This window comes from Bradyrhizobium sp. HKCCYLS3070, assembly GCF_051167575.1.
Lineage (GTDB): Bacteria > Pseudomonadota > Alphaproteobacteria > Rhizobiales > Xanthobacteraceae > Bradyrhizobium.
Genome location: NZ_JBNPTI010000002.1, coordinates 474613 through 499006, shown reverse-complemented (window position 1 = coordinate 499006; position 24394 = coordinate 474613). Strand labels below are relative to the sequence as shown.

Genomic DNA, 24394 nt, shown 5'->3' with positions numbered 1-24394 from the left:
CCAGCCCTGAATCGCCACCCGTTCCGAAGCGGACTGCCGCCTCGCCGACGCCGTCAGTGCTCGCTCTCGAGGCCGCCGACGTGCTTCTGCGTGTAGAGTTCGAGACCGATGCGGTTGATGAGGTCGAGCTGGGTCTCGAGGAAGTCGATGTGATGCTCCTCGTCCTTCATCAGCTGCTCGAACAGGTCGCGCGACACATAGTCCTTGACGCCATGACAATAGGTTGCGGCTTCCTGATACAGCGTCCGCGCACCGATCTCGGCGGCGAGATCGCATTCGATGATCTCCTTGACGTTCTGGCCGATGCGCAGGGGATCGAGCACCTGCATGTTGGGGAAGCCGTCGAGGAAGAGAATGCGGTCGGTGAACTTGTCGGCGTGCTCCATCTCCTCGATGGATTCCTTGCGCCAGACCTTCGCCATGTCGAGAAGGCCCCAATTGTTCAACAGACGATAGTGCAGCCAATATTGGTTGATGGCAGTCAGCTCGCTGCGCAATCCCTTGTTGAGATATTCGATGACCTTGGGGTCGCCCTGCATGGATAAGCTCCGAAAAAGTTAGAGGCCGCAGGCGCTCAATAACAGGTTCGAAGTGCGGAGACGACCCCCGTTCATGTGCATTTTTCGGGCGGAGAACGATGCGACTGACGGCAATGCCTGTCAGCAGGCAGCGAGCGCGAAACGGCTCTGAAGGTCGTCATCGATCGCCTTCACCGGTGTCGTCCCATGGTGGTGGCCGTGCTGACAGCCGGCCTGGCAGGCGCGAGCACAGGGACCCAGCGCCTCGTCGATGATCGTCTTGATCGTGCGCGCACAGCGGCCGCATTCCGCGCTGCACCCCAGGCAACCGTAGACCTGCTTGGGGTTCCGCGGCAGTTCGTCCGCGGACTTCACCGCGTTGCGGATATCGTGATCGCTGATGACGTTGCAGGAACAAACAATCATGAGAAACCGGCCAATCGTCCTTGGTCAGGTATCGATAGTCATCCGCAGCTACCCGCGCAAAGGGAAAACGGCGCTTTTGAAGCTATTCCAATTTCCCGATCAATCTAGAATGCCTCCAACTGTACGAGCTTGCCGCAGATCAAAGTTACCGCCGAATAACAATGGTGGGCGGCGATCGAGCAGGCGCAACTCAGTCGCCACCACCACCGTCCCCTCCACCACCGTCGCCACTGTCACCTCCGCCGTCGATCGGGTTTCCCATGACGTCCGGCGAGGTATTGGAAAACCAACTTGCGAGACCGCCGCCCTGACTGGAGCTGGACCCCCCGTCGGAGTCGACGCTGGTACTGTCCGCGGACGAACGACGGCGGTTGGGCCTGCGGTCGGCACGAACCAACAGCGCGTAGCAGACGGCCGACGTCAATCCGATCGCCACGACCATCGCCATTGTGGGGGTCATGCCAGCTCCAATGCGGTAGTGAATTTTGTGCAATGCAGCATTGAACGTATCCTGGACTTGGGTCGTCCAATGGGACGCCCCCGTTCATTGATCATTCAAGCGGGATGTGTGAACCTGCCGTATCGCTTGATACGCGATCCGCCGACCTGGAGTGAGAGAGGTTAAGGTCATGAAGAAGACTATTGCGGCCCTGGCCGCCGTCGCAACGCTGTCGACTGCAGCGCTGGCCCCTGCTCCTGCTGAAGCGCGCAATGGTCGTGTCGCCGCCGGTGTCGCTGCCGGCCTGCTCGGGGGTGCCCTCATCGGTGGCGCCATCGCTGCGGGCAGCAATCCCTATTATTATGGGCCCGGATATTCTTACGAACCGGGCTACTCCTATTACGGCGGGCCTGCCTACGTCGCCGATCCTGGCTACGCCTGCTATTGGCAGCGCCAGCGCTTCTGGGACGGCTACGGCTGGCGGATTCGCCGCGTCCGGGTTTGCGAGTGATCGTTCACCTTCATTAATTCCATGACCTTGCACCGGAATTTCGAGAGCGGTGGCCGGCACGGCCAGAAAAAACCGTTTTTCCGTCGCATCAGGTCGAACAGAGTTTACGAAGGGTTGACGGATTGTCGTGTTTTCTCACGATGCTGACGGCCCAGATCGTGCGTGAATCACCAACCCGGCGCCTGCGAGGGCGCCTTCCAGGAGATCTCGGAACATGAAGAAGATCCTGACCGCAGTGCTTGCGGTTGCGACCATCGCCGGTTCGCTGAGCGTGACGGCACCGGCCGCAAAGGCTGGCGACGTGGGTGCCGGCGTGGCAGCCGGCCTGATCGGCGGCGCCCTGCTCGGCGGCGCGATCGCGTCCAGCCGTCCGGCCTATGGCGGTCCGGTCTACGTCGAAGCCCCTCCGCCGGGCCCGCCGCCGTGCGTGTGGCGCCGTGAGCGCTATTGGGACGGCTATGGCTGGGTGTCCCGCCCGGTTCGCGTCTGCTACTGATCCTGACGATACATCTCGATGCGAAAAGCCCGGCCTTGCGGCCGGGCTTTTTACTGCCGGCTCCGGCCTTCGCACCGAATCGGCCGCTCAGCGCGCGGCGTTGATCGCCTGCAGCACCGATTCGCTCGGCCAGCAGTCGACCTTCAGGCCCGCCTTCTTCTGAAATGCGCCGAGCGCGGCGCGGGTCTGCATGCCGGCCTTGCCGTCGAGCTTGTCGCCGTAGAGACCGAGCCGCGTCAGGCCCTTCTGCATCGCCTCGACGTCCTTGCTCCGAAGCTGCTTTGACGCCGACCATGGTGTCGCGAACGGAGCCGGGCTCGTCATACGGTCCGCGAGGTGACCGACGAACAGCACATAGAGATCGGAAAAATTGTATTCCTTGATGACGAAGTAGTTCGCCGTCGTCAGGAACGCCGGACCATAGATGCCCTCAGGCTGCAGCAGCGACGCGGGCTGCTGCTGCTCGGCTGCGCTGAGCCGCTGGCCGCGTACCGGGACAAAGCCGGCGCGCAGCCATTCGCCGATCGGCTTCTTCACCTCCGGCACGCCGATCGCGCAGTCGACAGTCGCCGGCGGCTTGACCTCGTAGGCCCAGCGCAGGCCGCGCTGCCACCCCTTGTTGGCAAGCTGCAGCGCCGCCGAGCCCAGCGCGTCCGGCACCGAATGCCAGAGATCGACCTTGCCGTCGCCATCGAGATCGACACCGTGCTTGTAGTACTCCGACGGCAGGAACTGGGTGAGCCCGACCGCCCCGCCCCATGACGCCCTGAGATCGCGGCGCGACACCACGCCGTCGCTCAGCATCTTCAGCGCCATGATGAACTCGGTGCGGTACTGGTCCTTGCGGCGGCCGACATAGGCCTGCGTCGCCAGCACGCGCAGCGCATCGTAGGGCAGCGCATAGCGGCCGAAATCGGTCTCCCGGCCCCAGATCGCAAGCACGACCGGCCCCGGCACGCCGAAGCGGCGCTCGATCTCGGCGAGCGCCGGACGATATTGCTGGATCAGCTTCTCGCCGTGCGCGGCCAGCCGCGCGATCGACGCTTCCTTGATGTAGTCGGCTGGCACCTGCACGAACTCGGCCTGCGCCGGCGCCCCCGTCACGGGCCGGCCGGGCAGCAGCAGATCGGGAAGCTTGTAGTCAGGCTCCAACCCGCGCGTCTCCGCCTCGAACGTCGCGCGGGAGACGCCCTGCTCCTTGGCTTCGGGCCAGAGCGAGTTGATGAACTGCGTGAAGGCGGCGTCAGCCGCGCTCGCTTGGCCATCGCCGAACATGCAGAGCGCCAGACCGACGAGAACGAGCCTGCGCAAACGGAGTAGCAGCTGCCGAACCATGCCTCAGGGCTACCATAGCCCGCGGCACTTGTGAACGTCAGCAGGCCACCGACGGAACCCGAGGCTGCCGCTCAATGCCCCGCCTGCTTCGCCTCTTCGATCGCGGCATTCGACAATTTGTCGACCACGGCGATGCCGATCGCGGAGAGGATGAAGACCGTGTGGATGATCGTCTGCCACATCACGCCGGTCTCGGTGTAGTTCGACTTGCCCGACGAAAGCGCGCCGGCCTCGATGAAGGTGCGCAGCAGGTGGATCGACGAGATGCCGATGATGGCCATCGCCAGCTTGATCTTCAGCACGCTGGCATTGACGTGGCTGAGCCATTCCGGCTCGTCGGGATGGCCCTGCAGATTGAGCCGCGACACGAATGTTTCGTAGCCGCCGACGATCACCATCACGAGCAGGTTCGAGATCATGACCACGTCGATCAGTCCGAGCACGGCGAGCATGATCTGCTGCTCGGAGAAATCGAACGCGTGCGCGAACAGGTGCCAGAGCTCCTTCAGGAACAGCACGACATAGACGCCCTGCGCGATGATCAGCCCGACATAGAGCGGCAGCTGCAGCCAGCGCGAGCCGAAGATCAGCATGGGAATGGGGCGCAGCGCTCCGCCCTTGGAGGACAGGGTCGCGTCGGAGGAAGACATGTGAAGAATCTCGCGGCTGGGAGGGATTGCGGATCATGTATCTACGCAATCGCAGCACGCGGAAAAGCGACAACTGGCCGCAGCCGGGGCGCGACGCTTTGTCTCGGAACAGAGACCGCGTCGCGCCTCGCGAGATCAGGGATCAGCGCGTCAGCTTCTTGTACTTGACCCGGTGCGGAATCACGCTGTCCTGGCCGAGCCGGCGCATCTTGTCCTTCTCGTAGTCCTGGAAGTTTCCTTCGAACCATTCGACATGGCTGTCGCCCTCGAAGGCCAGCATGTGGGTCGCGATGCGGTCGAGGAACCAGCGATCGTGGCTGATGATGACGGCGCAGCCGGCGAAATCCTCCAGCGCCTCTTCGAGCGCACGCAGGGTGTCGACGTCGAGATCGTTGGTCGGCTCGTCGAGCAGCAGCACGTTGGCGCCCGACTTCAACATCTTGGCGAGATGCACGCGATTGCGCTCGCCGCCGGACAGCGCCCCGACCTTCTTCTGCTGGTCGGCGCCCTTGAAGTTGAACGCCGAGCAATAGCCGCGCGAGTTCACTTCCTTCTTGCCGAGCAGGATCAGCTCGTTGCCGCCGGAGATCTCCTCCCACACGGTCTTGTTGCCATCGAGCGCGTCGCGCGACTGGTCGACATAGCCGAGATGCACGGTCTCACCGATGGTGATGGTGCCAGCGTCCGGCTTTTCCTGCCCGGTGATCATGCGGAACAGTGTGGTCTTGCCGGCGCCGTTCGGACCGATCACGCCGACGATGCCGCCCGGCGGCAACTTGAAGGTGAGATTGTCGATCAGCAGGCGGTCGCCGAAGCTCTTGGACAATCCGTCGAAATCGACGACGTTCTGGCCGAGCCGCTCGGCGACCGGAATGATGATCTGGGCGGTCTGGGTCTGCTTCTCGCTGGCCTTCTTGAGCAGCTCCTCATAGCGCTGGTAGCGCGCCTTGGACTTGGCCTGGCGGGCCTTCGGCGAGGCCGCGATCCACTCCTGCTCGCGCGCCAAAGTGCGCTGATGCGCGGCATCCTCGCGGCCCTCCTGCTCCAGCCGCTTCTGCTTCTGCTGCAGCCAGGAGGAATAATTGCCCTCGTAGGGGATGCCCTTGCCGCGATCGAGCTCCAGGATCCAGCTGGTGACGTTGTCGAGGAAGTAGCGATCGTGGGTCACGATCAGGATCGCGCCCGGATAATTGCGCAGGTGACCTTCGAGCCAGGACACCGATTCGGCGTCGAGATGGTTGGTCGGCTCGTCCAGCAGCAACAGCTCGGGCTGGTCGAGCAGCAGCTTGCACAACGCGACGCGGCGGCGCTCACCACCGGACAGCTTGGTGACGTCGGCATCGTCGGGCGGACAGCGCAGCGCATCCATCGCCTGGTCGACCTTGCTGTCGAGATCCCAAAGGCCCTGCGCCTCGATCTCGTCCTGCAGCTTGGTCATCTCGTCGGCGGTCTCTTCCGAGTAGTTCATCGCCAGCTCGTTGTAGCGATCGAGGATCGCCTTCTGCTTGCCGACGCCGAGCATGACGTTCTCGCGCACTGTGAGCTTCGGATCGAGCTGCGGCTCCTGCTCGAGATAGCCGACGCGGGCACCCTCGGCCACCCAGGCCTCGCCGGTATAGTCCTTGTCGATACCGGCCATGATCTTGAGCAGGGTCGACTTGCCCGAGCCGTTGACACCGAGCACGCCGATCTTGGCGTCCGGATAGAACGACAGGTGAATGTTATCGAGCACCTTGCGGGTCGGGTAGGTCTTGGACAGACCCTGCATGAAATAGACGAACTGGCGCGCCATCGCGTGTCCCTTGAAGCCTGCCGGAATTTTCGGAAAATGGTTGCCGCTGATGTAACCGCGCGGTCCCCAAAGGGCAACCGGCGAGCCGGTCTCGGCGGGAACAAATGCCGGGAGAATCACGGTCGTTCCTGCGCCGGCCCGGCCTGCCGCCCACGGACGAATACGGGTCCATCACCTTGTGTGTGGCGGATCACGACAATTGCAACCATCTTTTAATTAATTCGGCGGGACACTCGGTCTCGGCCCGCAAGACCCCGCGCGCCCAAGCGGCAAAAGCCGCGACCGACAACAGCGAGAGCCCGTCATGGCAGCCTTCACCTCAGCCTCCCTGCCCGCTCCGGCGGCACACCGCAAAGACCGATCTGGGATCGCGGACGACATCCGCGGCTTCTGGCGCGAATTCGTCGCGCGCGCCTTCAACCCGTACCGGCCAGAATTGCACTACATGCGCGGCCCCGGCCCCGCCTGGCGCGCCAAGTACGGCCATGACGCCGCGTTCAGGCTGAAGACCCGCCTCGACTGATGTCTCCTGGTTCCGCGTGAGAGCGTGACGATGCCTTGCGCAACCACCGCGTTGCGCGCAAGCATGGCTCCATTCCTGACGGCATTCACCATTGCCGCCGTCCCCCGATGAATGGACCCTGCCGATGACACGGCTGCGCTGTGCGATCCTCGACGACTATTACGATACGGCCCTCTCATTGGCCGACTGGCCCCGGCTGGCCGACAGAGTGGATGTGACGGCTTTCACACAGCCGTTCGGCAACGAGGAAGCGGCCGCCGGCGCGCTCACCGATGCCGACATCATCTGTGCGATGCGCGAGCGGACGCCATTGCCGCGCTCCCTGATCGAGCGGTTGCCGAAGCTGAAGCTCCTGATCACCTCCGGCATGCGCAACGCCGCCATCGACCTGGAGGCCGCCAAGGCGCGCGGCATCATGGTCTGCGGCACGCAATATGGCCGTGACCCCACCGCAGCGCTCACCATGGGCCTGATCCTGGAGCTGACCCGCAGGATCGGCCAGGAGAATGCTCTCATGCATGCCGGGCAGCCCTGGCAGACGCTGGGCGGCGTGGAGATCGAGGGCAAGACGCTGGGCGTGATCGGGCTGGGCAAGCTCGGCACCAAGGTCGCAGAGCTCGGCAAGGCGTTCGGCATGAACGTGATCGCCTGGAGCCCCAACCTGACCCCCGAACGCTGCAAGGCGGCAGGAGTAGGCTACGCGACCAAGGAGGAGCTGTTCACCGCCGCCGACGTCATCACCGTCCACGTCGTGCTCAGCGACCGCTCACGCGGGCTGGTGGGCGCGGCCGACATCGCGCGCATGAAGGCCACCGCCTATCTCGTCAACACCTCGCGCGCGCCGATCGTCGACGAGGCCGCACTGCTGCAGGCGCTGCGCGACAAGCGCATCGCCGGCGCCGGCCTTGACGTGTTCTCGGTGGAACCGCTGCCCGTCGCCCATCCGCTGCGCCAGCTCGGCAATGTCGTGCTCACGCCGCATCTCGGCTACGTCACCGAGGAGAGTTTTCGCGCCCATTACGGCCAGATGGTCGATTGTATCGCCACCTGGCTCGCAGGAGCCGAGCCGCCGCGCCGGCTGGCTTGAAGCAGGCGAGCGCGGCCCTCACAGCAAAACACCCTCCGCGAGGAGGGTGTTTTCAACGTAATCAGCGCGCACCACGCCCGCCTCAGCGGATCGTCACCGGCGGCGGCAGCGGCTGCATGTTGGCGGGCTGGCCAGCCGCCGGCACAGTCGCCTGGGCCTGGACGGGCGCCGGAGCCGGAGAGGCCGCGGCAGCAGCCATGTTCTTGCCGGAACCCGGAGGCGCACCGCCCGGCATCACGACCACGCGGGTGCCGACCTTGACCCGGTCGAACAGGTCGGCGACGTCGTCGTTCAGCATGCCGATGCAGCCGGAGGACACGAACTTGCCGATCGTCGACGGCTGGTTGGTGCCGTGGATGCGGTACACGGTCGAGCCGAGATACATCGCGCGGGCACCGAGCGGATTGCCCGGCCCGCCGGCCATGAAGCGCGGCAGATAGGGCTGCCGCTCGATCATCTCGCTCGGCGGATACCAGTCCGGCCACTCGGTCTTCTTGGTGATCTTCTGCACGCCGGTCCAGGTGAAGCCTTCGCGGCCGACGCGGACGCCGTAGCGCATCGCCCGGCCGTTGCCGAGCACCAGATAGAGGTAGGTGTTGGGCGTATCGACGACGATCGTTCCCGGCGGCTCCTTGGTGACGAAGTCGACCTCCTGGCGGCGCAGGTTCGCCGGCAGCGGCGCTGGCGCCGCGTCGGGTTGTTCCTCAGGCGGCAGAGCTGCTACCGTCATCGGACGATCTCCGGCGGACGGGGCCTGCGCCGCGCCCGCGACGGCGGGAGCGCCACCGACGGCGCCGGGCGGCCGCGGCGCGCCTGCGTCGCCACCGGGCGCGCTGTTGCCATAGGCGCCACCATAGGCCTGTTGGCTGGAGGCGGGACGATCACCGTAGATCACCGGGGGCGGACCAGCCGGGCGGCCATACCGCGGATCATCCGGGGACATCACCGGGCCGGTCGGAGCGGCCCCATAGACCGTCGCACCGGCCGGACGTCCATATCGGGGATCGTCGGGAGAAAGGATGGGACCGGTCGGAGCCGCAGCACCATAAACCGGCGCATTGGCTGGACGACCGTAGCGCGGATCGTCCGGCGAGATCACCGGGCCGGGTGGCGGCAACGCCGCGGAATTGCCGGGCGCATCCTCATCGTCGAGCGCGTCAAAATCCTGCCCCTGCCCGCGCGCGTCGGCCGGGTAGGGCGTCGGCGCCGGTGAATACGCTCCAGGCGCGGTCTGATAGACCTGCTGTGCCTCGGCAAACGAAGTTGCCGTCACGCCCGCTGCCGCGACCGCGCAAACCGTCAGGATTTGTCTGATCATCATCGCCCTTGCAGTATCCCCAAGCCGCCGATTGGGACCTTTGCTGTGCCAGATGGCCGAAGATAGCGGCGCATTCAAGACAATTCCGGCCAGAGCGGCCCGACTTCGGCAATTTGTGATCATGTCTCCGTCGTTGCACGGAAGTCTCACGCCGCCGAAAAAGTGCGGCGAAGCCCCCGCAGGCCCTATCGATGCCGTGATTTGCCGAGCGGGCGGGAACACTTCCGGTATTCTGACCTGAGCCTGATTCGCGATGCACGGCAGAAGCCGGCCTCGTCGCGAACGCGGCTATTCCCTGTGATCACCGCGTTCCCTACTGGCTCGAATGTCTCGGCAGTCCCCGCTGCCGTGGCGAGAGTTACCGTCAATGCTTCCCGGCTTTCGTTTTCTGGTCGCCGCGATCGTCTGTTCCATCTCTCTCACCATCTTCGGCATGGGCGCCGCGGCCCTGTTGCGCGCCGCCCACGAGCAGTTCGCCAGCAACGCGTCCTGGCGCACGACTCAGGCGTCGGGCTTCACGACGTTCCTACCGCCGGCCGAGCCCACGCCGGTGCTCGCAGTGCTGCGGGTGGATTCGATTCCGACACCGCCGGTGACGCCGCCGCCGGTCGTGGCCGATGCTGCCCCGGCAACGTCCGAACAGCCGAGCGCGCCGTCGACGGCGGCGCCGCTCACAGAAGCGCCCGAAGTGACACCCGTTGCGGTGGCTACCGACGTGCCGACGCCCTCGCTGCCCGCGGAAACGGTCGACACGTCCCGCACCTCCGCCATTGTCGCGACCGCGTCCGCGACGAACGACCGGATCGAGAGCACCAAGCCGGAGCGCCCCATTCCGGACACGACCGCTTCGATCGTCGCTCCGGTCGAAAAAGCGTCCGACAGGCCGAGCATGGACAGCTCGCCCGAGACTGCAGCGCCGGCCCCGCCGCGGGCGTCGAGCGAAACGGCGGCCGCCGTGGTCGCACCACCGCCGCCAGTTCCTCAGGTCATCGCCAGCGCCGATCCGATGATGACGACCGCAGCCGTCGCTTCAACCGCGCTCGCGCCCGTTCCGGCGGTGCTCGATCCGATCGCGGCCAAGCTCGCCGCGCTGGCCGAACAGCCGGCTCATCAGGAGCGGCCTGCCGCCAGCGAGCATCGTGCCTCGGTGAAGGTCGCGAGCGTTCAGTTGCGCCGGAGCATCCTCAAGAAGCGCCAGGCCCGGGAGAAGCAGATCGCTGCGCGCCGCGCCAAGCAGCGGCGCATCGCCCAGCGGCTCCGGTCGGCTCGGCAAGCCGCTGCCGCCCAGCAGCAACAGACTGCCTTCCCCGATCCATTCGGACAGCAGCCGTTTGGTCAACCGCAGGCGGTCGGCCAGCAGGCTGCCGGGCCGCGCACGCGATAGGCGGAGCCAGCCGATCAGGCCGGCCCCGTCGCAACCGGCGGACCGTTCTCGATGCCCCACTCCGACCACGAGCCGTCGTAGAGCGCGGTGTCGCGGATGCCGAGACGATAGAGCGCCAGCGTCAGCACGGCCGCCGACACTCCGGAGCCGCAGGAGGTGACGATCGGCTTGGCGAGATCGACGCCAGCGGCGCCGAATGCCTCGCGCAACCGGTCGAGCGGCTTCATCACGCCGGTCGCCGCGTCAAACAGCTCCGCATAAGGCAGATTTCGGCTGCCGGGGATATGGCCGGATCGGAGGCCGGGCCGCGGCTCGGCGACCTCGCCCGCGAAGCGCGGCGCCTGCCGTGCATCGATCACCTGCTCGGCATTGCCGGCGAGATTGGCAACCATCTGCTCGATCCGGCGCACGCGCGCGGCATCGAACTTCGCGCTGAACGTGCCGAGCGCCGGCGTGACCTGTCCGCTCTCGACCGGGCGCCCCTCCGCCATCCACTTCTTCAGCCCGCCGTCGAGCACGCGCACATCCGTGTGGCCGAATGACAGGAACATCCACCAGGCGCGCGGCGCGGCGACCCAGCCGCCGGAATCATAGACCACGACCGTATCGCCATTGCTGACGCCGAGCCGGCCCGCGTCGCGGCCGAACTGCTCGGCGCTCGGATACATGTGCGGCAGCGGATTCGAATGGTCGGAGACCTCGTCGACGTCGAAGAACACGGCGCCGGGGATGTGCGCCTTCAGATAATCGTCCTTCGGCAGCGGCAGCACACCCGGCATCTTGAAGGTCGCGTCGAGCACCTTCACCTTGGGATCGCCCAGATGCGCAGCGAGCCAGTCGGTGGAGACGAGAGGGTCGTCGTGGGCGGTCATGCGCAAGAGCTCCGGACTTCACATTCAGTCGTCATCGCCGGACTTGAGATCCGGCGATCCACCTTGTCGAAGCGATGGACACGCGGGTCAAGTCCGCGCGGGATGGGCAGCGATCAATCCTTCTTCTTCGGCGCCCAGGCCTCGACCGGCCCGCCGGCGTCGCGCCACGCCGCGAAGCCGCCGCCGATATGGGCGACCGGCGTCAGACCCATGTCCTGTGCGGTCTTGGCCGCGAGCGCCGAGCGCAGGCCGCCGGCGCAATGAAAGATGAACGTCTTGTCCTGCTGAAAGATCGGCTTGGCGTAGGGGCTCTGCGGGTCGATCCAGAACTCCAGCATGCCGCGGGTGCACGAGAACGCGCCGGGAATCCTGCCCTCGCGCTCGATCTCCCGGGGATCCCTGATATCGACGATCACGACATCGTCGCGCTTCGCCGCCGCGATCGCCTCAGCCGCCGAGAGCGTCTCGATCTCGGCGTTGGCTTCATCGAGCAGCGCCTTGATGCCGCGCGTGATGGTCTGGGGCATGCCTTCTTCCTTCGTCGTGTCCAGCCGTCGCGCGGCGCCGTTTCGACCTCGTCATTCGGGGTGGTCGGTCAGGACCGAACCGCCCGGAATGACGGGACTGCCTACCGGACCAGCTCCTTCATCGCCGCTTCCAATCCCTCAATCGTGATCGGATACATGCGCTCGGAGAAGATGCGGCGAATGATGGTGGTGGACTCAGAATAGTCCCAGTGCTTCTGCGCCACCGGATTGAGCCACACCGCGTGTGGATAGGTGCGGATGACGCGGTCGAGCCACACCGACCCCGGCTCTTCGTTGACGTGCTCGACCGAACCGCCGGGCACCATGATCTCATAAGGCGACATCGAGGCGTCGCCGACGAATACGACCTTGTAGTCGTGCGGGTACTTGTGCAGCACGTCCCAGGTCGGCGTGCGGTCGGTGAAACGCCGCTTGTTCTGCTTCCACACGCCCTCGTAGAGGCAGTTGTGGAAGTAGAAATATTCCATGTGCTTGAATTCGCTCTTGGCGGCCGAGAACAGCTCCTCGACCTGCGCGACGTGGGAATCCATCGAGCCGCCGATGTCGAAGAACACCAGCACCTTCACCGCATTGCGCCGCTCGGGACGCATGTGCACGTCGAGATAGCCGTGGTTGGCGGTTTCGCGGATCGTGGTGTCCAGATCGAGCTCGTCGGGCGCACCGGTGCGGGCGAACTTGCGCAGCCGGCGCAGCGCCACCTTGATGTTGCGGATGCCCAGCTCGACATTGCCGTCGAGATCCTTGAACTCGCGCCGGTCCCACACCTTCACGGCGCGGTTGTTGCGGTTCTTCTCCTGGCCGATGCGGACGCCTTCGGGGTTGTAGCCATAGGCGCCGAACGGCGAGGTGCCGGCGGTGCCGATCCACTTGTTGCCGCCCTGATGACGGCCCTTCTGCTCCTCCAGGCGCTTCTTCAAGGTCTCCATGAGCTTGTCCCAGCCCATGGCCTCGATCTCTTTCTTCTCCTCCTCGGTGAGGTATTTCTCGGCCAGCTTCCTCAGCCATTCCTCGGGAATCTCGGCCTTCTCCATCGCGTCGAGCAGGTTCTCCAGCCCCTTGAACACGGTGCCGAATACGCGATCGAACTTGTCGAGATTGCGCTCGTCCTTCACCAGCGCGGTGCGCGAGAGATAGTAGAAGTTCTCGACCGAATGCTCGGCGAGGTCGGCGTCGACCGCCTCCATCAGCGTGAGATATTCACGCAAGGAGACCGGGACCTGCGCATCGCGCAGTGCTGTGAAGAATTGCAGGAACATGCCCATTAGATCGCGCGGCTGGGAGGGCGCGTCAAGGGCCGCTCCACGCCCCACGCTGGACCCGCCGGCATTTTGCTCTACAATCCCTGGAACAACAGGTGGAATGGGGGCTTTGATGGGTATTATTGCAGCACTGATCATCGGCGCCGTCGCGGGCTGGCTGGCGGGGCTGATCGTGCGCGGCGCAGGTTTCGGCCTGATCGGCAACATGGTCATCGGCATCATCGGCGCGCTGGTCGCAAGCTACGTGCTGCCGGCGCTGCACATTGCGCTCGCCAGCGGCACGCTGGGGGCGATCCTGGACGCCACGATCGGCGCCGTCATCGTGCTCGTGATCCTCTCATTGATCAGGCGCGCTTGATTATTTCTGCTTCCGATGGCAGCCATCATCTTAAGGCCGCAGCGGCGCTGCCGCTCTGTAGCCACTCAACACAAGTTCGAACGATGAGCGAGACGCAATGAAATTTACCGGCACCCAGGACTACGTCGCCACCGACGACCTCAAAGTGGCCGTCAATGCGGCGATCGTGCTCGAGCGCCCGCTGCTGGTGAAGGGCGAGCCGGGGACGGGCAAGACCGTGCTGGCCGAGGAAGTCGCCAAGGCCGTCAACGCGCCGCTGCTCACCTGGCACATCAAGTCGACCACCAAGGCGCAGCAGGGCCTTTACGAATACGACGCCGTCTCGCGGCTACGCGACAGCCAGCTCGGCGACTCCAGGGTGTCCGACATCAAGAACTACATCAAGCGCGGCAAGCTGTGGGAGGCCTTCACGGCCGAGCAGCGACCGGTGCTCTTGATCGACGAGATCGACAAGGCCGACATCGAGTTTCCGAACGACCTGCTGCTCGAGCTCGACCGGATGGAATTCCACGTCTACGAGACCAACGAGACCATCAAGGCGAAGCTGCGCCCGATCGTCATCATCACGTCCAACAACGAGAAGGAGTTGCCGGATGCGTTCCTGCGCCGCTGCTTCTTCCACTACATCAAGTTCCCCGATCCGGATACGATGGGCCGCATCGTCGACGTGCACTTCCCGAACATCAAGAAGCGACTGGTCGAGGAGGCCCTGCGCATCTTCTTCGAGGTCCGCGACGTGCCCGGCCTGAAGAAGAAGCCGTCGACCTCCGAGCTGCTCGACTGGCTCAAGCTGCTGCTCAACGAGGACATCGGTCCTGAGCAGCTGCGCGAGCGCGACCCGCGGAAGCTGATCCCGCCGCTGCACGGTGCGCTGCTCAAGAACGAGCAGGACGTCCACCTGTTCGAGCGGCTCGCCTTCCTCAGCCGGCGCGAGGTGTGAGGCGCCCAGCTCCATCCGACCGGCGCGTCATTGCGGCGCCGTCTTCTTGATCAGGCGTCCGAGCGCGCGCATGATCCCATCGACGGCAATCGGCTTCTCGCAGCGGAGGATCTTCGAGAAGCGGTCCGGAATAACCGATTCGTCATAGCCGGTGGTGAAGACGAAGGGCACGCCGCGTTCGACCAGCAGATCGGCAACCGGAAACGCCATGTCGCCGCGCAGATTCACGTCGAGAACGGCGCCTTCGATCCGCCCCTCGCGTTTGATCAAGGCGAGCGCGTCGGGGACGGTTCCGACCGGGCCCAGGATCGTGCCGCCGGCGTCGCCGAAGGCGCAGCGCAGCTCGTCGGCAAGCATGTACTCGTCCTCGACGATGAGGATATGACGGTCGCGAAGCGAGCGTTCAGGCATGATCCTCGAGCTCCAGTGTGGTGAGCGAAACGGGAATCGATATCGTGCAACGGACACCGTCGGATTCGAAGGCGTACGAGGTCCTCGCGCTGAGCTGATAGGGCAAGGCCTGTTCGATCAGCTCGCGCCCTTGCCCCGTGCCGCTGGGCATCGTGGCTGGCGGCGGCATGTCGACGCCGCTTTCGCGCCACTCGATATGCAGCCAGGGCTGTCCCTCCGCGCCTTCGCGCTCGAGCGACCAGACCACGCAGAGCCGGCCCGACGGCTGCGCCAGCGCGCCATACTTGACCGCGTTGGTGGCGAGCTCGTGCAGCGCCATGGCAAGGGTCTGAACGGTCGACGACCGCAGCCTTACGCCGGACGGCCCCGACAGCCCGATGCGCTCCGAACCGCCGGCGACAGCCCACAGCTCGCTACGGATCAGATCGTCGAAGGTGACGCGATCATGCTCCTTGAGGCGGGACAGCAGGCCCTGGGCGCGTGACAGCGTATCCAGCCGATCACGGAAGCGAGCTCGAAAATCGCCGAGATCGGTGCTGGCGCGCGCCGTCTTGTCGGCCATCGAGCGGACCACGCCCAGCAGGTTGCGGGTGCGATGCTGCAGTTCGGCCACCAGCACCTTCTGCCGCTCCTCCCATTCACGCCGCTCGGTCACGTCGACCATGGCGCCGGTCATGCGGATCGGTCGTCCCGCGTCGTCATAGAAGAAGCGCCCACGGCCGTAGAGGTAGCGAATTGCGCCGCCCGGATGCACCACGCGAAACTCGCTGACATACTCTTGGTGCGCCTCCATCGCGCGGTGAAGCGCGGCTTCGGCTGCGGGACGATCGTCGGGATGGATGCGTGCCGCCCAGGCCTCGTAGCTCGGAGTCAGTTCGCCAACGCCATAGCCTTCCATGCGGAAGTGCTCGTCCGACCAGTAGACCTCGCCGGTCGCGACGTTCCAGTCCCACAGGCCGAGCCGACCGACCTCGACCGCGCTGCGCAGGCGCTCCTCGCTCTTGCGCAACTCCCGTTCGGCCTTGTTCTGCTCGGAGATGTCGCGCGCCGTCCCGAACCACTCGATGATCTCGCCGTCACGCCCGAGAATGGGGATGGCGCGCGAATGGATCCAACCGAGGCTGCCATCGATCCGGATGACACGGTGCTCCAGCTCGAACATGCTTTTCGTCGCGACCGCCCTGCTGATCGCCGCAGTCACCTGCGCCTGATCGTCCGGATGAATGTATTTCGCGAGCCAGCCTTGGCTCGGGTTCATTGTATCGGCGATGAAGTCCTTGCCCTGCAACTGGCGCATCTCCCGCCAGTCGGGGCTCATGCGATAGATGACGTCGGAACTCGCGGTTACGAAAGCGCGATAGCGCTCCTCGCTGGCGCGCAGCCGCTCCGTCGCTTCGGCACGCAGACGGGCCATCTTGAGATGCGCCTCGACGCGCGCCAGCAGTTCACGCGCACTGAACGGCTTGATGAGATAGTCATCCGCACCGGCCTCCATGCCTTCGACGCGGCTCTCTTCTCCGGCCCGGGCCGACACCAGGATCAGCGGGATAGTGCCGACCCGTTCATCGGCGCGCAGCCGCGCAAGCAACTGCATGCCGTCGATGCGCGGCATCATCACATCAGACAGAACGAGGTCGGGCTTGTCGCGGGCGATGGCCGCGAGCGCGGCTTCACCATCGGCGACGGTCTCGACATCGTAGCGCGTGGCGAGCAGGCGGCGGACATAGTCGCGCATATCGGCATTGTCGTCGGCCAGCAGGATACGGGGGCGCGGCCCGGCCCTGTCGGCTGACAGGGTGGTGATGTCGATGTCCGGAACGGCATGCGCGTCGAGCGGCGGCGGATCCGGCAGCCAGCGCAACGCCTCCTCGATGAAGGGCCGCGCACCGCGAAGGATCGGTTCCTGCGCTGGCGCCGCGTCGACCTGGTCGAACGGCAGATGACTTCGTCCCCTGGGAATCCTGACCGCGAACGTGCTGCCCTGCCCGGCTTCGCTGGTCGCTGCGACGGATCCGCCGTGCAGCTTGGCGAGCTCATGCACCAGCGCGAGCCCGATGCCCGAGCCTTCATGGGTGCGGCCGAACGCGCCGGCGACGCGATGGAAACGCTCGAACAGCCGCGGCAGCTCGTGCTGCGGGATGCCGGTCCCGGTGTCCTTCACGCTCAGTTCGAAATGACGATCGCAGGTGACGAGCCGGACCTCGATGTCGCCCGCAAAGGTGAATTTGAACGCGTTGGACAGCAGGTTGAGGACGATCTTCTCCCACATTTCGGGATCGACATAGGCCGGCTCCGGCAGCGGCGGGCAATCCACCATCAGCCTGAGGCCGGCGGCCTCGATCGCCGAGCGGAAGGTGCTGGCGATCTCCGCGGTCAGGCTCGCGAGGTCGACCGGCGCGTAGACCGCCTGCATCCTGCCGGCCTCGATCCGCGAGAAATCCAGCAGCGTGTTGACCAGCTTGAGCAGCCGCAAGGCATTGCGCTCGGCGATCTCCAACCGGTCGCGATCCGCAGGCGGCAAGGCCTGCGACCGCAGCAGGACATCTTCGAGCGGACCGAGCATCAGCGTCAGCGGCGTACGGAATTCGTGGCTGACATTGGTGAAGAACGCGGTCTTGGCCCGATCGATCTCGGCGAGCGCCTCTGCGCGGCGCCGCTCCTGTTCATAGGCCAGCGTCTCCGCAAAGGAGCTGCCGAGCTGAGCGGCCATCAGATCGAAGAAGCCCTGGTGCTCGGCATCGAGGGCGCGGCGCGGATTGACGCCACAGATCAGGATCGCCGTCGCCTGCTCCCGGCCCGTCGCAACCGGCAGCACCAGCGCCAGCTGTGGCGGCTCGGGCCATGCGCCGGTCGGCACGCCGGCAAATTTCCCACGATCCAGCACGACGCGAATCGGCGCCACCGCGCGCGCCGCCGCCCGGATCGGCCACAGCCCGTCACAGTCGAGGGCAATCTGCGCCGGCGCGATTGCACTGTCCGGGTGCCCCCCCGCGGCGCTCAACAACCGTGCCGATCGCTGATCCTCGCTGAGTTGGTAGATCAGCGCAAACGGGACATCATGCGGATTCTCGGCGAGGACGTCGGTGGCTTCGCGACAAGCATGCGCCAGACCGTCGGCACGGCCGCGCGCGGCGAGATCGCGCAAGGTCCGCATGCGGCGCTCGCCCACGACCCGGGCCGTCGTCTCGATGACGGGGGTGAAGACGCCGCCGACGCCGCCGGTCTCATCGCGAATCGGCGAATAGGAGAACGAAAAATAGGTCTCCTCCAAGTAGCCGTGGCGGTCGATGAACAGCCGCATATCGCGTGAGCGGGTCGCTTCGCCAAGCCCAACGACGTGCCGCAGCATCGGGCCGATGACCTCCCAGATCTCGGACCATACCGCGCGCCCTGGCGCCCCCAGCGCCGCGGGATGCTTCTGCGAGCCGAGGATCAGGCGATACTCGTCATTGTAGAGCATGACGAGCTCCGGGCCCCACCAGATCAGGATCGGGAACGCGCAGTCCAGGCAGGTGCTGATCGAAGTGCGCAAGGACTGAGGCCAGCTCTCGGGCGGCCCCAACGGCGTCCGCGACCAATCATGGATGCGCATGAGCGCCCCCATCTCCCCGCCCCCCTGCAGGAAGTCGGCTCCGCGCGCGAACGCCTTGAACGTCGCGTGACCGGCATCCGAATGCTCGTTCACTTCTGGCCCCTTTTTCGCCGCACAGTACCGTCAAATGCGCGCGGGCGCCAAGCACCGGCCCTCACGGCAAGAGGCGCGTCGACAGGGAACTGGGCAGCCCGCGATCGGGTTCCATCTGCGAACCATCCACAGCCCATCCCGCAATCTGGGACAGTCCATTGCAAACGCTCGACGTGCGCGCCCGCGCTTGTTAAGCGCCAGCCTCTGCGTGAAGCGGGCTTGAGTCGGGGCACATGACGGTTGCAATCGAGATGGGGCAGACGGCGGCGGGATCGCCTGCGGCCCTGGACCTCGAGGAACTGCTGGCGACCCGGCTCCTGGTGCAGGGCAATTCCGGCTCCGGCAAGTCGCATCTCCTGCGTCGCCTGCTGGAGCAGAGCGCGCCCTGGGTGCAGCAGACGATCATCGATCCGGAGGGCGACTTCGTCACGCTGGCTGAGCGATTCGGCCATCTCGTGATCGCGGCCGAGGACCACACCGAGCGCGCGCTGCAGGTCGCCGGCGAACGGGCGCGGATGCATCGCGTCTCGACGGTGCTCAACCTCGAAGGCCTCGACGCCGAGAATCAGATGCGGCGCGCGGCCGCCTTTCTCAACGGCCTGTTCGAGATCTCCCGCGACCACTGGTACCCGATGCTGGTCGTGGTCGACGAAGCCCAGCTGTTCGCCCCGGCCGTCGCGGGCGAAGTCTCCGACGAGGCCCGCAAGGCCTCTCTCGGCGCGATGACCAACCTGATGTGCCGCGGCCGCAAGCGCGGGCTGGCGGGCGTGATCGCGACGCAACGACTGGCGAAGCTCGCCAAGAATGTCGCGGCCGAGGCCTCGAACTTCCTGATGGGCCGCACCTTCCTCGACATCGACATGGCCCGCGCCGCCGACCTGCTCGGCATGGAGCGGCGCCAGGCGGAGGCGTTCCGCGACCTCGAGCGCGGCCAGTTCATGGCCTTGGGGCCCGCGCTGTCGCGCCGTCCACTCGGCCTGCGCATCGGCCCGACCGATACCAAGCCGCGCAACGCAACGCCGCGGCTGATGCCGCTGCCGGAGGCTTCGCTCGAGGACGCCCGCGCGGTGATTCTCGCCGCACCGCCGCCCGAGACCAACGCGCGGCCGCAGCGCAAGCCGCAACCGGAGTTGCTCGACCAGCTCATGGCGGCGAAGTCCGCCGCGCTCGAGCTGCGCCCCGAACCGCCAGCACCCGCCGTCAGCGAGGAGGAGCTCGCCGAACGCAAAGCCCGCGTCGAGCGCGTGCTGCGCGCGGTCTTGGCCGAGCCCGACGCCGGCTTCCGCGCCGTCGGCGTGCTCTACCAGGAATTCGTCGTCCGCTGCCGCATCGAGGGGCTGGGCACGGCCGTGCCCGACCTCAACGAGTTCCGCCGCATGCTGACCCGCGCCCGCGCCGGGCTCGGCGGCGACGAGACGGCCGACGATGCCGGCTGGCAGGACGTCACGCTGCGCGCCTCGCTGCTGCCTGAGGACATGCAGGGCGTGTTCATGATGATCGCCCGCGCCGCCAAGGACGGCCGCCCCTGCCCGAGCGATGCGGCGATCGCCCGCGCCTATGGCTCGCATTCGCTGCGCCGGGCGCAGCGCCTGCTGACCTATATCGAGGACCAGGGCCTCATCGTGTGCCAGCTCGACGGCGCCGGCCGCCGCATCGTCACCCTGGTCGAACTTGCCTGGGCGACGGCGCCCGGCGATCCCAATGCCGACGACGCAGCCCCCGAAGGTCTCGTCACCTCGTCATCTTGAGGATGCGCCCAAATCGCTCCGGGCGCATCCCGATATCGTTCGCGATCAGGTCGCGGCGATCCTGCCCATCGCCGGGTCGCTGATGCTGGGCCGGCCGTTCTCGACGTGACCCGCGAGCTGCCAGTTGAAGTTGGCATCGCTGTCCGTCGTGACCGTCAGGTCGTACCAGCCATGGGTCTGCTGCAGGCGAACCCGCGTCTCCAGCCGCTGGCCACGCTGCAGGCGGTGCCGCTCGCTGCGTCCCGTATAGTTGTCGGCCAGTGTCACGAGGCAGTTCGCCCCCTTGTTGGTGAGCGCGATCGCAAGGCTGCGCGAATCGTCGTCATCATCCCAATCACAGAGATGGACCGTATCGACGTCGACCAGCGCGGCCGTGGTGGCGATGCCGCCCTTGAAGTGGCGGAAGAAGCCGTTCGGGCCGTACACCGACAGATCATACTGGCCGGCGCTGGCGGCGAGGTCCCACACGCCGTGCAGCGACTTGCCGGCCTCGACCGTGTAGCTCCACGGGCCGGTCGCGGTGTTGCCGGAGCGGACGTGGAAGCAGGCGCCCGCCTGCCCCGGATTGGCGAAGCGGATCGCGAACGTCTTGTGCGCAGCATCGGCGTCGCCATCGACCCTGAGATCGTAGGGCAGCGGGCGCGCCGGGCGAATGCCCGGCTCCTGCTGCGGCAACGCCTGCTTGGCCGGCGGCACCGGATGATAGTCGTCGAAGCGGGCACCGGAGGTGATGTCGGCGGCCGGCGGCTTGTAGCCGGCCGTGCTCGGCAGCGGCGCCATGCCTTCGTTGGGCGAAGTGAAGTTGAACGCCGAGGTGAGATCGCCGCACACCGCGCGCCGCCACGCCGGGATGTTGCTCTCGAACAGATCGGGCGCCTTGTGATGGAAGCGGCGCTCGATGAAGCGGATCACAGACGTGTGGTCGAACACTTCCGAGCACACGAAGCCGCCGCGCGACCACGGCGACACCACCAGCATCGGCACGCGGACGCCTAGTCCGTAGGGGCCGGCAACGTGGCTTCCGTCGCCAGCGAAGAGGTCCGTGCTCACATCGACGGTCGACTGGCCCCAGGCCTGCGACATCGCCGGATACGGGCCGACGACATGGTCGAAGAATCCGCCGCCCTCGTCGTAGTTGATGAGCAGCGCGGTCTTGCTCCACAGCTCGGGGTTCGACGTCAGGATGTCGAGCACCTTGGAGATGTACCAGGCGCCCGGCCCGGGCAGCCAGTTCGGATGCTCGCTGAACGCCTCCGGAGCTGCGATCCACGACACCTGCGGCAGGGTGCCGTTGCGGACGTCGTTGCGCAGCCCGTCGAACAGATTCTCGAACGTGCCGCCATTGGCGATGTTGCTGCCGCGCAGCGCCTTCTCGTACAGCGGGCTGCCTGCTTGCGAATTCTGGTACTGGTGGAAATACAGCAGCGAGTTGTCGCCGTAATTGCCGATCCAGGGATTCTGGGTCCAGCCCCAGGAGCCTTCCGCCGTCAGGCCGAGACCGATGTCCTGGTAGACCTTCCAGGAGATGCCGGCCTTCTCCAACCGCTCCGGAAACGTGGTCCAGTCGTAGCCGGCTTCCGCATTGGTGATGACTGGGCCGCCGCCCTTGCCGTCGTTGCCGTCCCAACCGGTCCACAAGTAGTAGCGATTCGGATCGGTCGGGCCCATCACCGAGCAGAAATAGGAATCGCACACCGTGAAGGCGTCGGCCAGCGCATAGTGCCAGGGCAGATCCTGCCGGTTCAAGCAGGTCATGGTCGTGGTGCCCTTGTTGGCGATCCACTTGTCGTAGTTGCCGTTGTTCCAGGCCTTCTGGCCGTCGTTCCAGCCATGGGCGACGTCCTCGACATAGACCTGGCCGGCATTGTCGACGCGGAACGGCATCACTGCCCCCGCGCCGTTCGGCTGCTGCCACACCGGATTGCCATTCGGCAGCTTCACGGCGCGCGGATCGTTGAAGCCGCGGACGCCGCGCATCGCGCCGAAATAATGATCGAAGGCGCGGTTCTCCTGCATCAGCACCACGATGTGCTTGACGTCCTCGATGCTGCCGTGGCGGTTGAACGCCGGAATGGCATGCGCGCGCTCGATGCTCTGGCCGAGGGCGGCGGTCGCAGCCGACGCTCCGAGCAGCCGCAGGAACTCGCGCCGGTTGTGCGCGATCGTGTTCGACATCTCGTTCATTCCCCATGGTGATGACGGTGTCGAGCGGCTTAGGTCGGCGCGTTAACAACCGCGTGACCGGGCGGTAAAGGATGTGTGGCAGGCTTTTGACGCCGCGCGGCGGAGCGGCATTCGCGGCGAGAGCGCCCTGCCGCGATGCGCGTCGAAGCCGCCATTGCCCTTGCGCCGGAGACGAAAAGCTGAATGATCCGTTCGGGTTGCGACGACGACAGGCCGGGCCGCCCCCGGATTTTGGCGCGTTGCGTTGTTGAGGATGATTTGCATATGCCGACGTTGACGGTGCAAGCGGCGGGTCTGCAGGGAGCGCCGGTATGGGCATGGCTGCAGGTCGTATCCAACGGACTGATCGCCAGCGCCTTCTTCACCATCGCCTTCGTCGTCGGCACGTTCCTGCGGCGGCGCTGGCGCGACGTCATGTTCCGCGGCATCGTCGGGGCGCTTGCGACCTTCGTGGCCGTCGTCGGGGTCACCCGCCTGCTTGCGATCGTCGATCTCTGGGTACCGACCTCGACCATCACGGACGTCATCAACGTCTTTCTCGGCGTCACCTCGATCGGAATCATCGTCATCATGATCAAGATGCTGCCGCAGCTTCTGGTGCTGCCGACGCGCATCACCTTGCAGAAGGCCTATGCGCAGCTCGAGGAGGAGATCCGGCAGCGCCGCGCCGCGGAAGCGATGGTGCGGCGATTCCAGGAAATCGAGGCCAACGAGGCCCAGGTCCGTCAGGCGCAGAAGATGGAGGCGATCGGCCAGCTCACCGGCGGCGTCGCGCACGACTTCAACAACATCCTGACCGTCATCACCGGGACGATCGAGATCCTTGCCGATGCGGTCAAGGACAAGCCCCAGCTCGCAGGCATCGCCGGCATGATCAGCGCCGCCGCCGAGCGCGGCGCCGATCTGACCCGGCACCTGCTCGCCTTCTCGCGCCGCCAGCCGCTGCAGCCGCGCGCCACCGACATCAATGCGCTCATCGTCGAGGCCGGCCGTCTGCTGCGGCCGACGCTCGGCGAGCAGATCGAGATCGAATCGATGCTGGCCCATGACAGCGCGCCGGCGCTGATCGATCCGAGCCAATTGTCGACCGCGATCCTCAACCTCGCGCTCAATGCGCGCGACGCGATGCCGGACGGCGGCAAGCTGACCCTGGAGACCAAGAACGTCACGCTCGACGAGCACTACGCGCAACTGAACCGCGACGCCAAGCCCGGAAGCTACGTCATGATCGCGGTCAGCGACACCGGCCAGGGCATTCCGGCTCCACTGCTCGACAAGGTGTTCGAGCCGTTCTTCACCACCAAGGACGTCGGCAAGGGATCGGGCCTCGGGCTGAGCATGGTCTACGGCTTCGTCAAACAATCGAACGGCCACGTCAAGATCTACAGCGAGGAAGGCCACGGCACGACGGTCAAGCTCTATCTGCCGCGCGCCGCCGGACTGCCGGAGACGCCGGCCGCAGAGCCCGGCCGGCCGGCGGTCGCGCGCGGCGACGAGACCATCCTGATCGTCGAGGACGATGCGCTGGTGCGCGACTACGTCGTGGCTCAGGTGCGCCGTCTCGGCTATCGCACCCTGTCGGCCAGCAATGCCGCCGATGGGCTGACAATCATCGACAGCCAGGAACGCATCGACCTGCTGTTCACCGACGTCATCATTCCCGGCGGCATGAACGGCCGGCAGCTCGCCATCGAGGCCGAGAAGCGCCGCCCCGGGCTGAAGGTGCTCTACACATCTGGCTACACCGAGAACGCGATCGTGCATCATGGCCGGCTCGATGCCGACGTGCTGCTGCTGGCGAAGCCGTATGTCAGCGCCGACCTCGCGCGCATGATCAGGACGGCGCTGGAAGCGTAAGGCGAACCGCGATGGTGGCGCCGGTCGATGTCTCGTTTGCCAGAACTCGCGCG

At 66.0% G+C, this 24394-nt stretch carries 21 protein-coding genes; 9 read left to right on the top strand and 12 right to left on the bottom strand.

The annotated features are described in order from the left end of the window. Window positions 1–53: 53 nt before the first annotated feature. Entirely contained in the window at window positions 54–539 is a 486-nt protein-coding gene (gene bfr, locus ACQR03_RS10920) for a bacterioferritin (protein ID WP_315717837.1), read from the bottom strand. Window positions 540–659: 120 nt separating this feature from the next. Next, window positions 660–944: a (2Fe-2S)-binding protein gene (locus ACQR03_RS10915; RefSeq protein WP_315717838.1), complete on the bottom strand. Its 285-nt coding sequence runs from the start codon at window positions 942–944 to the stop codon at window positions 660–662. A 629-nt stretch (window positions 945–1573) separates the two neighbouring features. Between ACQR03_RS10915 and ACQR03_RS10910 the strand changes: the two genes are divergently transcribed. Beyond that, window positions 1574–1894 (top strand): hypothetical protein, encoded by a 321-nt coding sequence (locus tag ACQR03_RS10910; RefSeq protein WP_316173030.1) that lies wholly within the window; start codon window positions 1574–1576, stop codon window positions 1892–1894. Window positions 1895–2108: 214 nt separating this feature from the next. Beyond that, entirely contained in the window at window positions 2109–2390 is a 282-nt protein-coding gene (locus tag ACQR03_RS10905) for a hypothetical protein (RefSeq protein WP_257169446.1), read from the top strand. 87 nt (window positions 2391–2477) lie between these two features. Here the strand turns inward: ACQR03_RS10905 and ACQR03_RS10900 are convergent, their stop codons facing one another. From ACQR03_RS10900 to ettA, 3 genes are all read right to left on the bottom strand, one after another. Beyond that, complete coding sequence (locus ACQR03_RS10900; protein WP_316173042.1) at window positions 2478–3665, bottom strand: lytic murein transglycosylase; 1188 nt, start codon at window positions 3663–3665, stop codon at window positions 2478–2480. 131 nt (window positions 3666–3796) lie between these two features. Continuing rightward, complete coding sequence (locus tag ACQR03_RS10895) at window positions 3797–4375, bottom strand: TIGR00645 family protein (protein WP_315750243.1); 579 nt, start codon at window positions 4373–4375, stop codon at window positions 3797–3799. A 142-nt stretch (window positions 4376–4517) separates the two neighbouring features. Continuing rightward, on the bottom strand, window positions 4518–6167 hold the full coding sequence (gene ettA / locus ACQR03_RS10890; protein ID WP_315717864.1) for an energy-dependent translational throttle protein EttA: 1650 nt from the start codon (window positions 6165–6167) through the stop codon (window positions 4518–4520). 304 nt (window positions 6168–6471) lie between these two features. On the opposite strand from ettA, the gene ACQR03_RS10885 reads away from it, so the two are divergent. After that, window positions 6472–6690, top strand: coding sequence for a hypothetical protein (locus ACQR03_RS10885; RefSeq protein WP_315717844.1), 219 nt, complete (start codon window positions 6472–6474; stop codon window positions 6688–6690). Window positions 6691–6814: 124 nt separating this feature from the next. Further along, window positions 6815–7777, top strand: a complete 963-nt coding sequence (locus ACQR03_RS10880; protein WP_434841298.1) for a D-2-hydroxyacid dehydrogenase family protein — start codon at window positions 6815–6817, stop codon at window positions 7775–7777. Window positions 7778–7859: 82 nt separating this feature from the next. Here the strand turns inward: ACQR03_RS10880 and ACQR03_RS10875 are convergent, their stop codons facing one another. Then, the gene (locus ACQR03_RS10875) at window positions 7860–9098 is read right to left on the bottom strand and encodes a L,D-transpeptidase (protein ID WP_315717846.1); all 1239 of its coding nucleotides are present in this window, start codon (window positions 9096–9098) and stop codon (window positions 7860–7862) included. 364 nt (window positions 9099–9462) lie between these two features. Here ACQR03_RS10875 and ACQR03_RS10870 point away from each other — a divergent pair, with 364 nt between their 5' ends. Continuing rightward, the gene (locus ACQR03_RS10870) at window positions 9463–10479 is read left to right on the top strand and encodes a hypothetical protein (protein ID WP_316159415.1); all 1017 of its coding nucleotides are present in this window, start codon (window positions 9463–9465) and stop codon (window positions 10477–10479) included. Between the two features lie 14 nt (window positions 10480–10493). Here ACQR03_RS10870 and sseA read toward each other — a convergent pair whose 3' ends face one another. From sseA to ACQR03_RS10855, 3 genes are all read right to left on the bottom strand, one after another. After that, entirely contained in the window at window positions 10494–11351 is an 858-nt protein-coding gene (sseA, locus tag ACQR03_RS10865; protein WP_434841299.1) for a 3-mercaptopyruvate sulfurtransferase, read from the bottom strand. A 113-nt stretch (window positions 11352–11464) separates the two neighbouring features. After that, window positions 11465–11878: a rhodanese-like domain-containing protein gene (locus ACQR03_RS10860; protein WP_315717849.1), complete on the bottom strand. Its 414-nt coding sequence runs from the start codon at window positions 11876–11878 to the stop codon at window positions 11465–11467. A 101-nt stretch (window positions 11879–11979) separates the two neighbouring features. Then, window positions 11980–13155, bottom strand: coding sequence for a vWA domain-containing protein (locus ACQR03_RS10855; RefSeq protein WP_315827124.1), 1176 nt, complete (start codon window positions 13153–13155; stop codon window positions 11980–11982). Window positions 13156–13270: 115 nt separating this feature from the next. Between ACQR03_RS10855 and ACQR03_RS10850 the strand changes: the two genes are divergently transcribed. Next, window positions 13271–13516: a GlsB/YeaQ/YmgE family stress response membrane protein gene (locus ACQR03_RS10850; RefSeq protein ID WP_315717851.1), complete on the top strand. Its 246-nt coding sequence runs from the start codon at window positions 13271–13273 to the stop codon at window positions 13514–13516. Between the two features lie 97 nt (window positions 13517–13613). After that, complete coding sequence (locus ACQR03_RS10845) at window positions 13614–14456, top strand: AAA family ATPase (RefSeq protein WP_315717852.1); 843 nt, start codon at window positions 13614–13616, stop codon at window positions 14454–14456. Window positions 14457–14483: 27 nt separating this feature from the next. Here ACQR03_RS10845 and ACQR03_RS10840 read toward each other — a convergent pair whose 3' ends face one another. Both ACQR03_RS10840 and ACQR03_RS10835 read right to left on the bottom strand, forming a co-directional pair. Further along, a complete protein-coding gene (locus ACQR03_RS10840) occupies window positions 14484–14867 on the bottom strand; it encodes a response regulator (protein WP_315717853.1) in 384 nt (127 codons plus the stop codon). Further along, window positions 14860–18552, bottom strand: coding sequence for a PAS domain-containing protein (locus ACQR03_RS10835; protein ID WP_315827125.1), 3693 nt, complete (start codon window positions 18550–18552; stop codon window positions 14860–14862). Before ACQR03_RS10835 ends, ACQR03_RS10840 begins: the two co-directional genes overlap by 8 nt. Window positions 18553–18785: 233 nt before the next feature. Between ACQR03_RS10835 and ACQR03_RS10830 the strand changes: the two genes are divergently transcribed. Beyond that, window positions 18786–20300, top strand: a complete 1515-nt coding sequence (locus tag ACQR03_RS10830; protein ID WP_315750236.1) for an ATP-binding protein — start codon at window positions 18786–18788, stop codon at window positions 20298–20300. 45 nt (window positions 20301–20345) lie between these two features. On the opposite strand, the gene ACQR03_RS10825 is transcribed toward ACQR03_RS10830, so the two are convergent. Beyond that, a complete protein-coding gene (locus ACQR03_RS10825; protein ID WP_434841300.1) occupies window positions 20346–22475 on the bottom strand; it encodes a phosphocholine-specific phospholipase C in 2130 nt (709 codons plus the stop codon). 273 nt (window positions 22476–22748) lie between these two features. Here ACQR03_RS10825 and ACQR03_RS10820 point away from each other — a divergent pair, with 273 nt between their 5' ends. Then, window positions 22749–24341, top strand: a complete 1593-nt coding sequence (locus tag ACQR03_RS10820) for an ATP-binding protein (RefSeq protein WP_315717857.1) — start codon at window positions 22749–22751, stop codon at window positions 24339–24341. The last annotated feature ends 53 nt before the right edge of the window (window positions 24342–24394 follow it).

Coding starts and splice junctions, on each gene's coding strand:
- ACQR03_RS10840 (WP_315717853.1), bottom strand. CDS start 14,867: ATGCCTGAACGCTCGCTTCGCGACCGTCATATCCTCATCGTCGAGGAC.
- ACQR03_RS10855 (WP_315827124.1), bottom strand. CDS start 13,155: ATGTTCCTGCAATTCTTCACAGCACTGCGCGATGCGCAGGTCCCGGTC.
- sseA (WP_434841299.1), bottom strand. CDS start 11,351: ATGACCGCCCACGACGACCCTCTCGTCTCCACCGACTGGCTCGCTGCG.
- ACQR03_RS10880 (WP_434841298.1), top strand. CDS start 6,815: ATGACACGGCTGCGCTGTGCGATCCTCGACGACTATTACGATACGGCC.
- bfr (WP_315717837.1), bottom strand. CDS start 539: ATGCAGGGCGACCCCAAGGTCATCGAATATCTCAACAAGGGATTGCGC.
- ettA (WP_315717864.1), bottom strand. CDS start 6,167: ATGGCGCGCCAGTTCGTCTATTTCATGCAGGGTCTGTCCAAGACCTAC.
- ACQR03_RS10825 (WP_434841300.1), bottom strand. CDS start 22,475: ATGTCGAACACGATCGCGCACAACCGGCGCGAGTTCCTGCGGCTGCTC.
- ACQR03_RS10850 (WP_315717851.1), top strand. CDS start 13,271: ATGGGTATTATTGCAGCACTGATCATCGGCGCCGTCGCGGGCTGGCTG.
- ACQR03_RS10910 (WP_316173030.1), top strand. CDS start 1,574: ATGAAGAAGACTATTGCGGCCCTGGCCGCCGTCGCAACGCTGTCGACT.
- ACQR03_RS10845 (WP_315717852.1), top strand. CDS start 13,614: ATGAAATTTACCGGCACCCAGGACTACGTCGCCACCGACGACCTCAAA.
- ACQR03_RS10900 (WP_316173042.1), bottom strand. CDS start 3,665: ATGTTCGGCGATGGCCAAGCGAGCGCGGCTGACGCCGCCTTCACGCAG.
- ACQR03_RS10895 (WP_315750243.1), bottom strand. CDS start 4,375: ATGTCTTCCTCCGACGCGACCCTGTCCTCCAAGGGCGGAGCGCTGCGC.
- ACQR03_RS10830 (WP_315750236.1), top strand. CDS start 18,786: ATGACGGTTGCAATCGAGATGGGGCAGACGGCGGCGGGATCGCCTGCG.
- ACQR03_RS10820 (WP_315717857.1), top strand. CDS start 22,749: ATGCCGACGTTGACGGTGCAAGCGGCGGGTCTGCAGGGAGCGCCGGTA.
- ACQR03_RS10885 (WP_315717844.1), top strand. CDS start 6,472: ATGGCAGCCTTCACCTCAGCCTCCCTGCCCGCTCCGGCGGCACACCGC.
- ACQR03_RS10870 (WP_316159415.1), top strand. CDS start 9,463: ATGCTTCCCGGCTTTCGTTTTCTGGTCGCCGCGATCGTCTGTTCCATC.
- ACQR03_RS10875 (WP_315717846.1), bottom strand. CDS start 9,098: ATGATGATCAGACAAATCCTGACGGTTTGCGCGGTCGCGGCAGCGGGC.
- ACQR03_RS10915 (WP_315717838.1), bottom strand. CDS start 944: ATGATTGTTTGTTCCTGCAACGTCATCAGCGATCACGATATCCGCAAC.
- ACQR03_RS10860 (WP_315717849.1), bottom strand. CDS start 11,878: ATGCCCCAGACCATCACGCGCGGCATCAAGGCGCTGCTCGATGAAGCC.
- ACQR03_RS10905 (WP_257169446.1), top strand. CDS start 2,109: ATGAAGAAGATCCTGACCGCAGTGCTTGCGGTTGCGACCATCGCCGGT.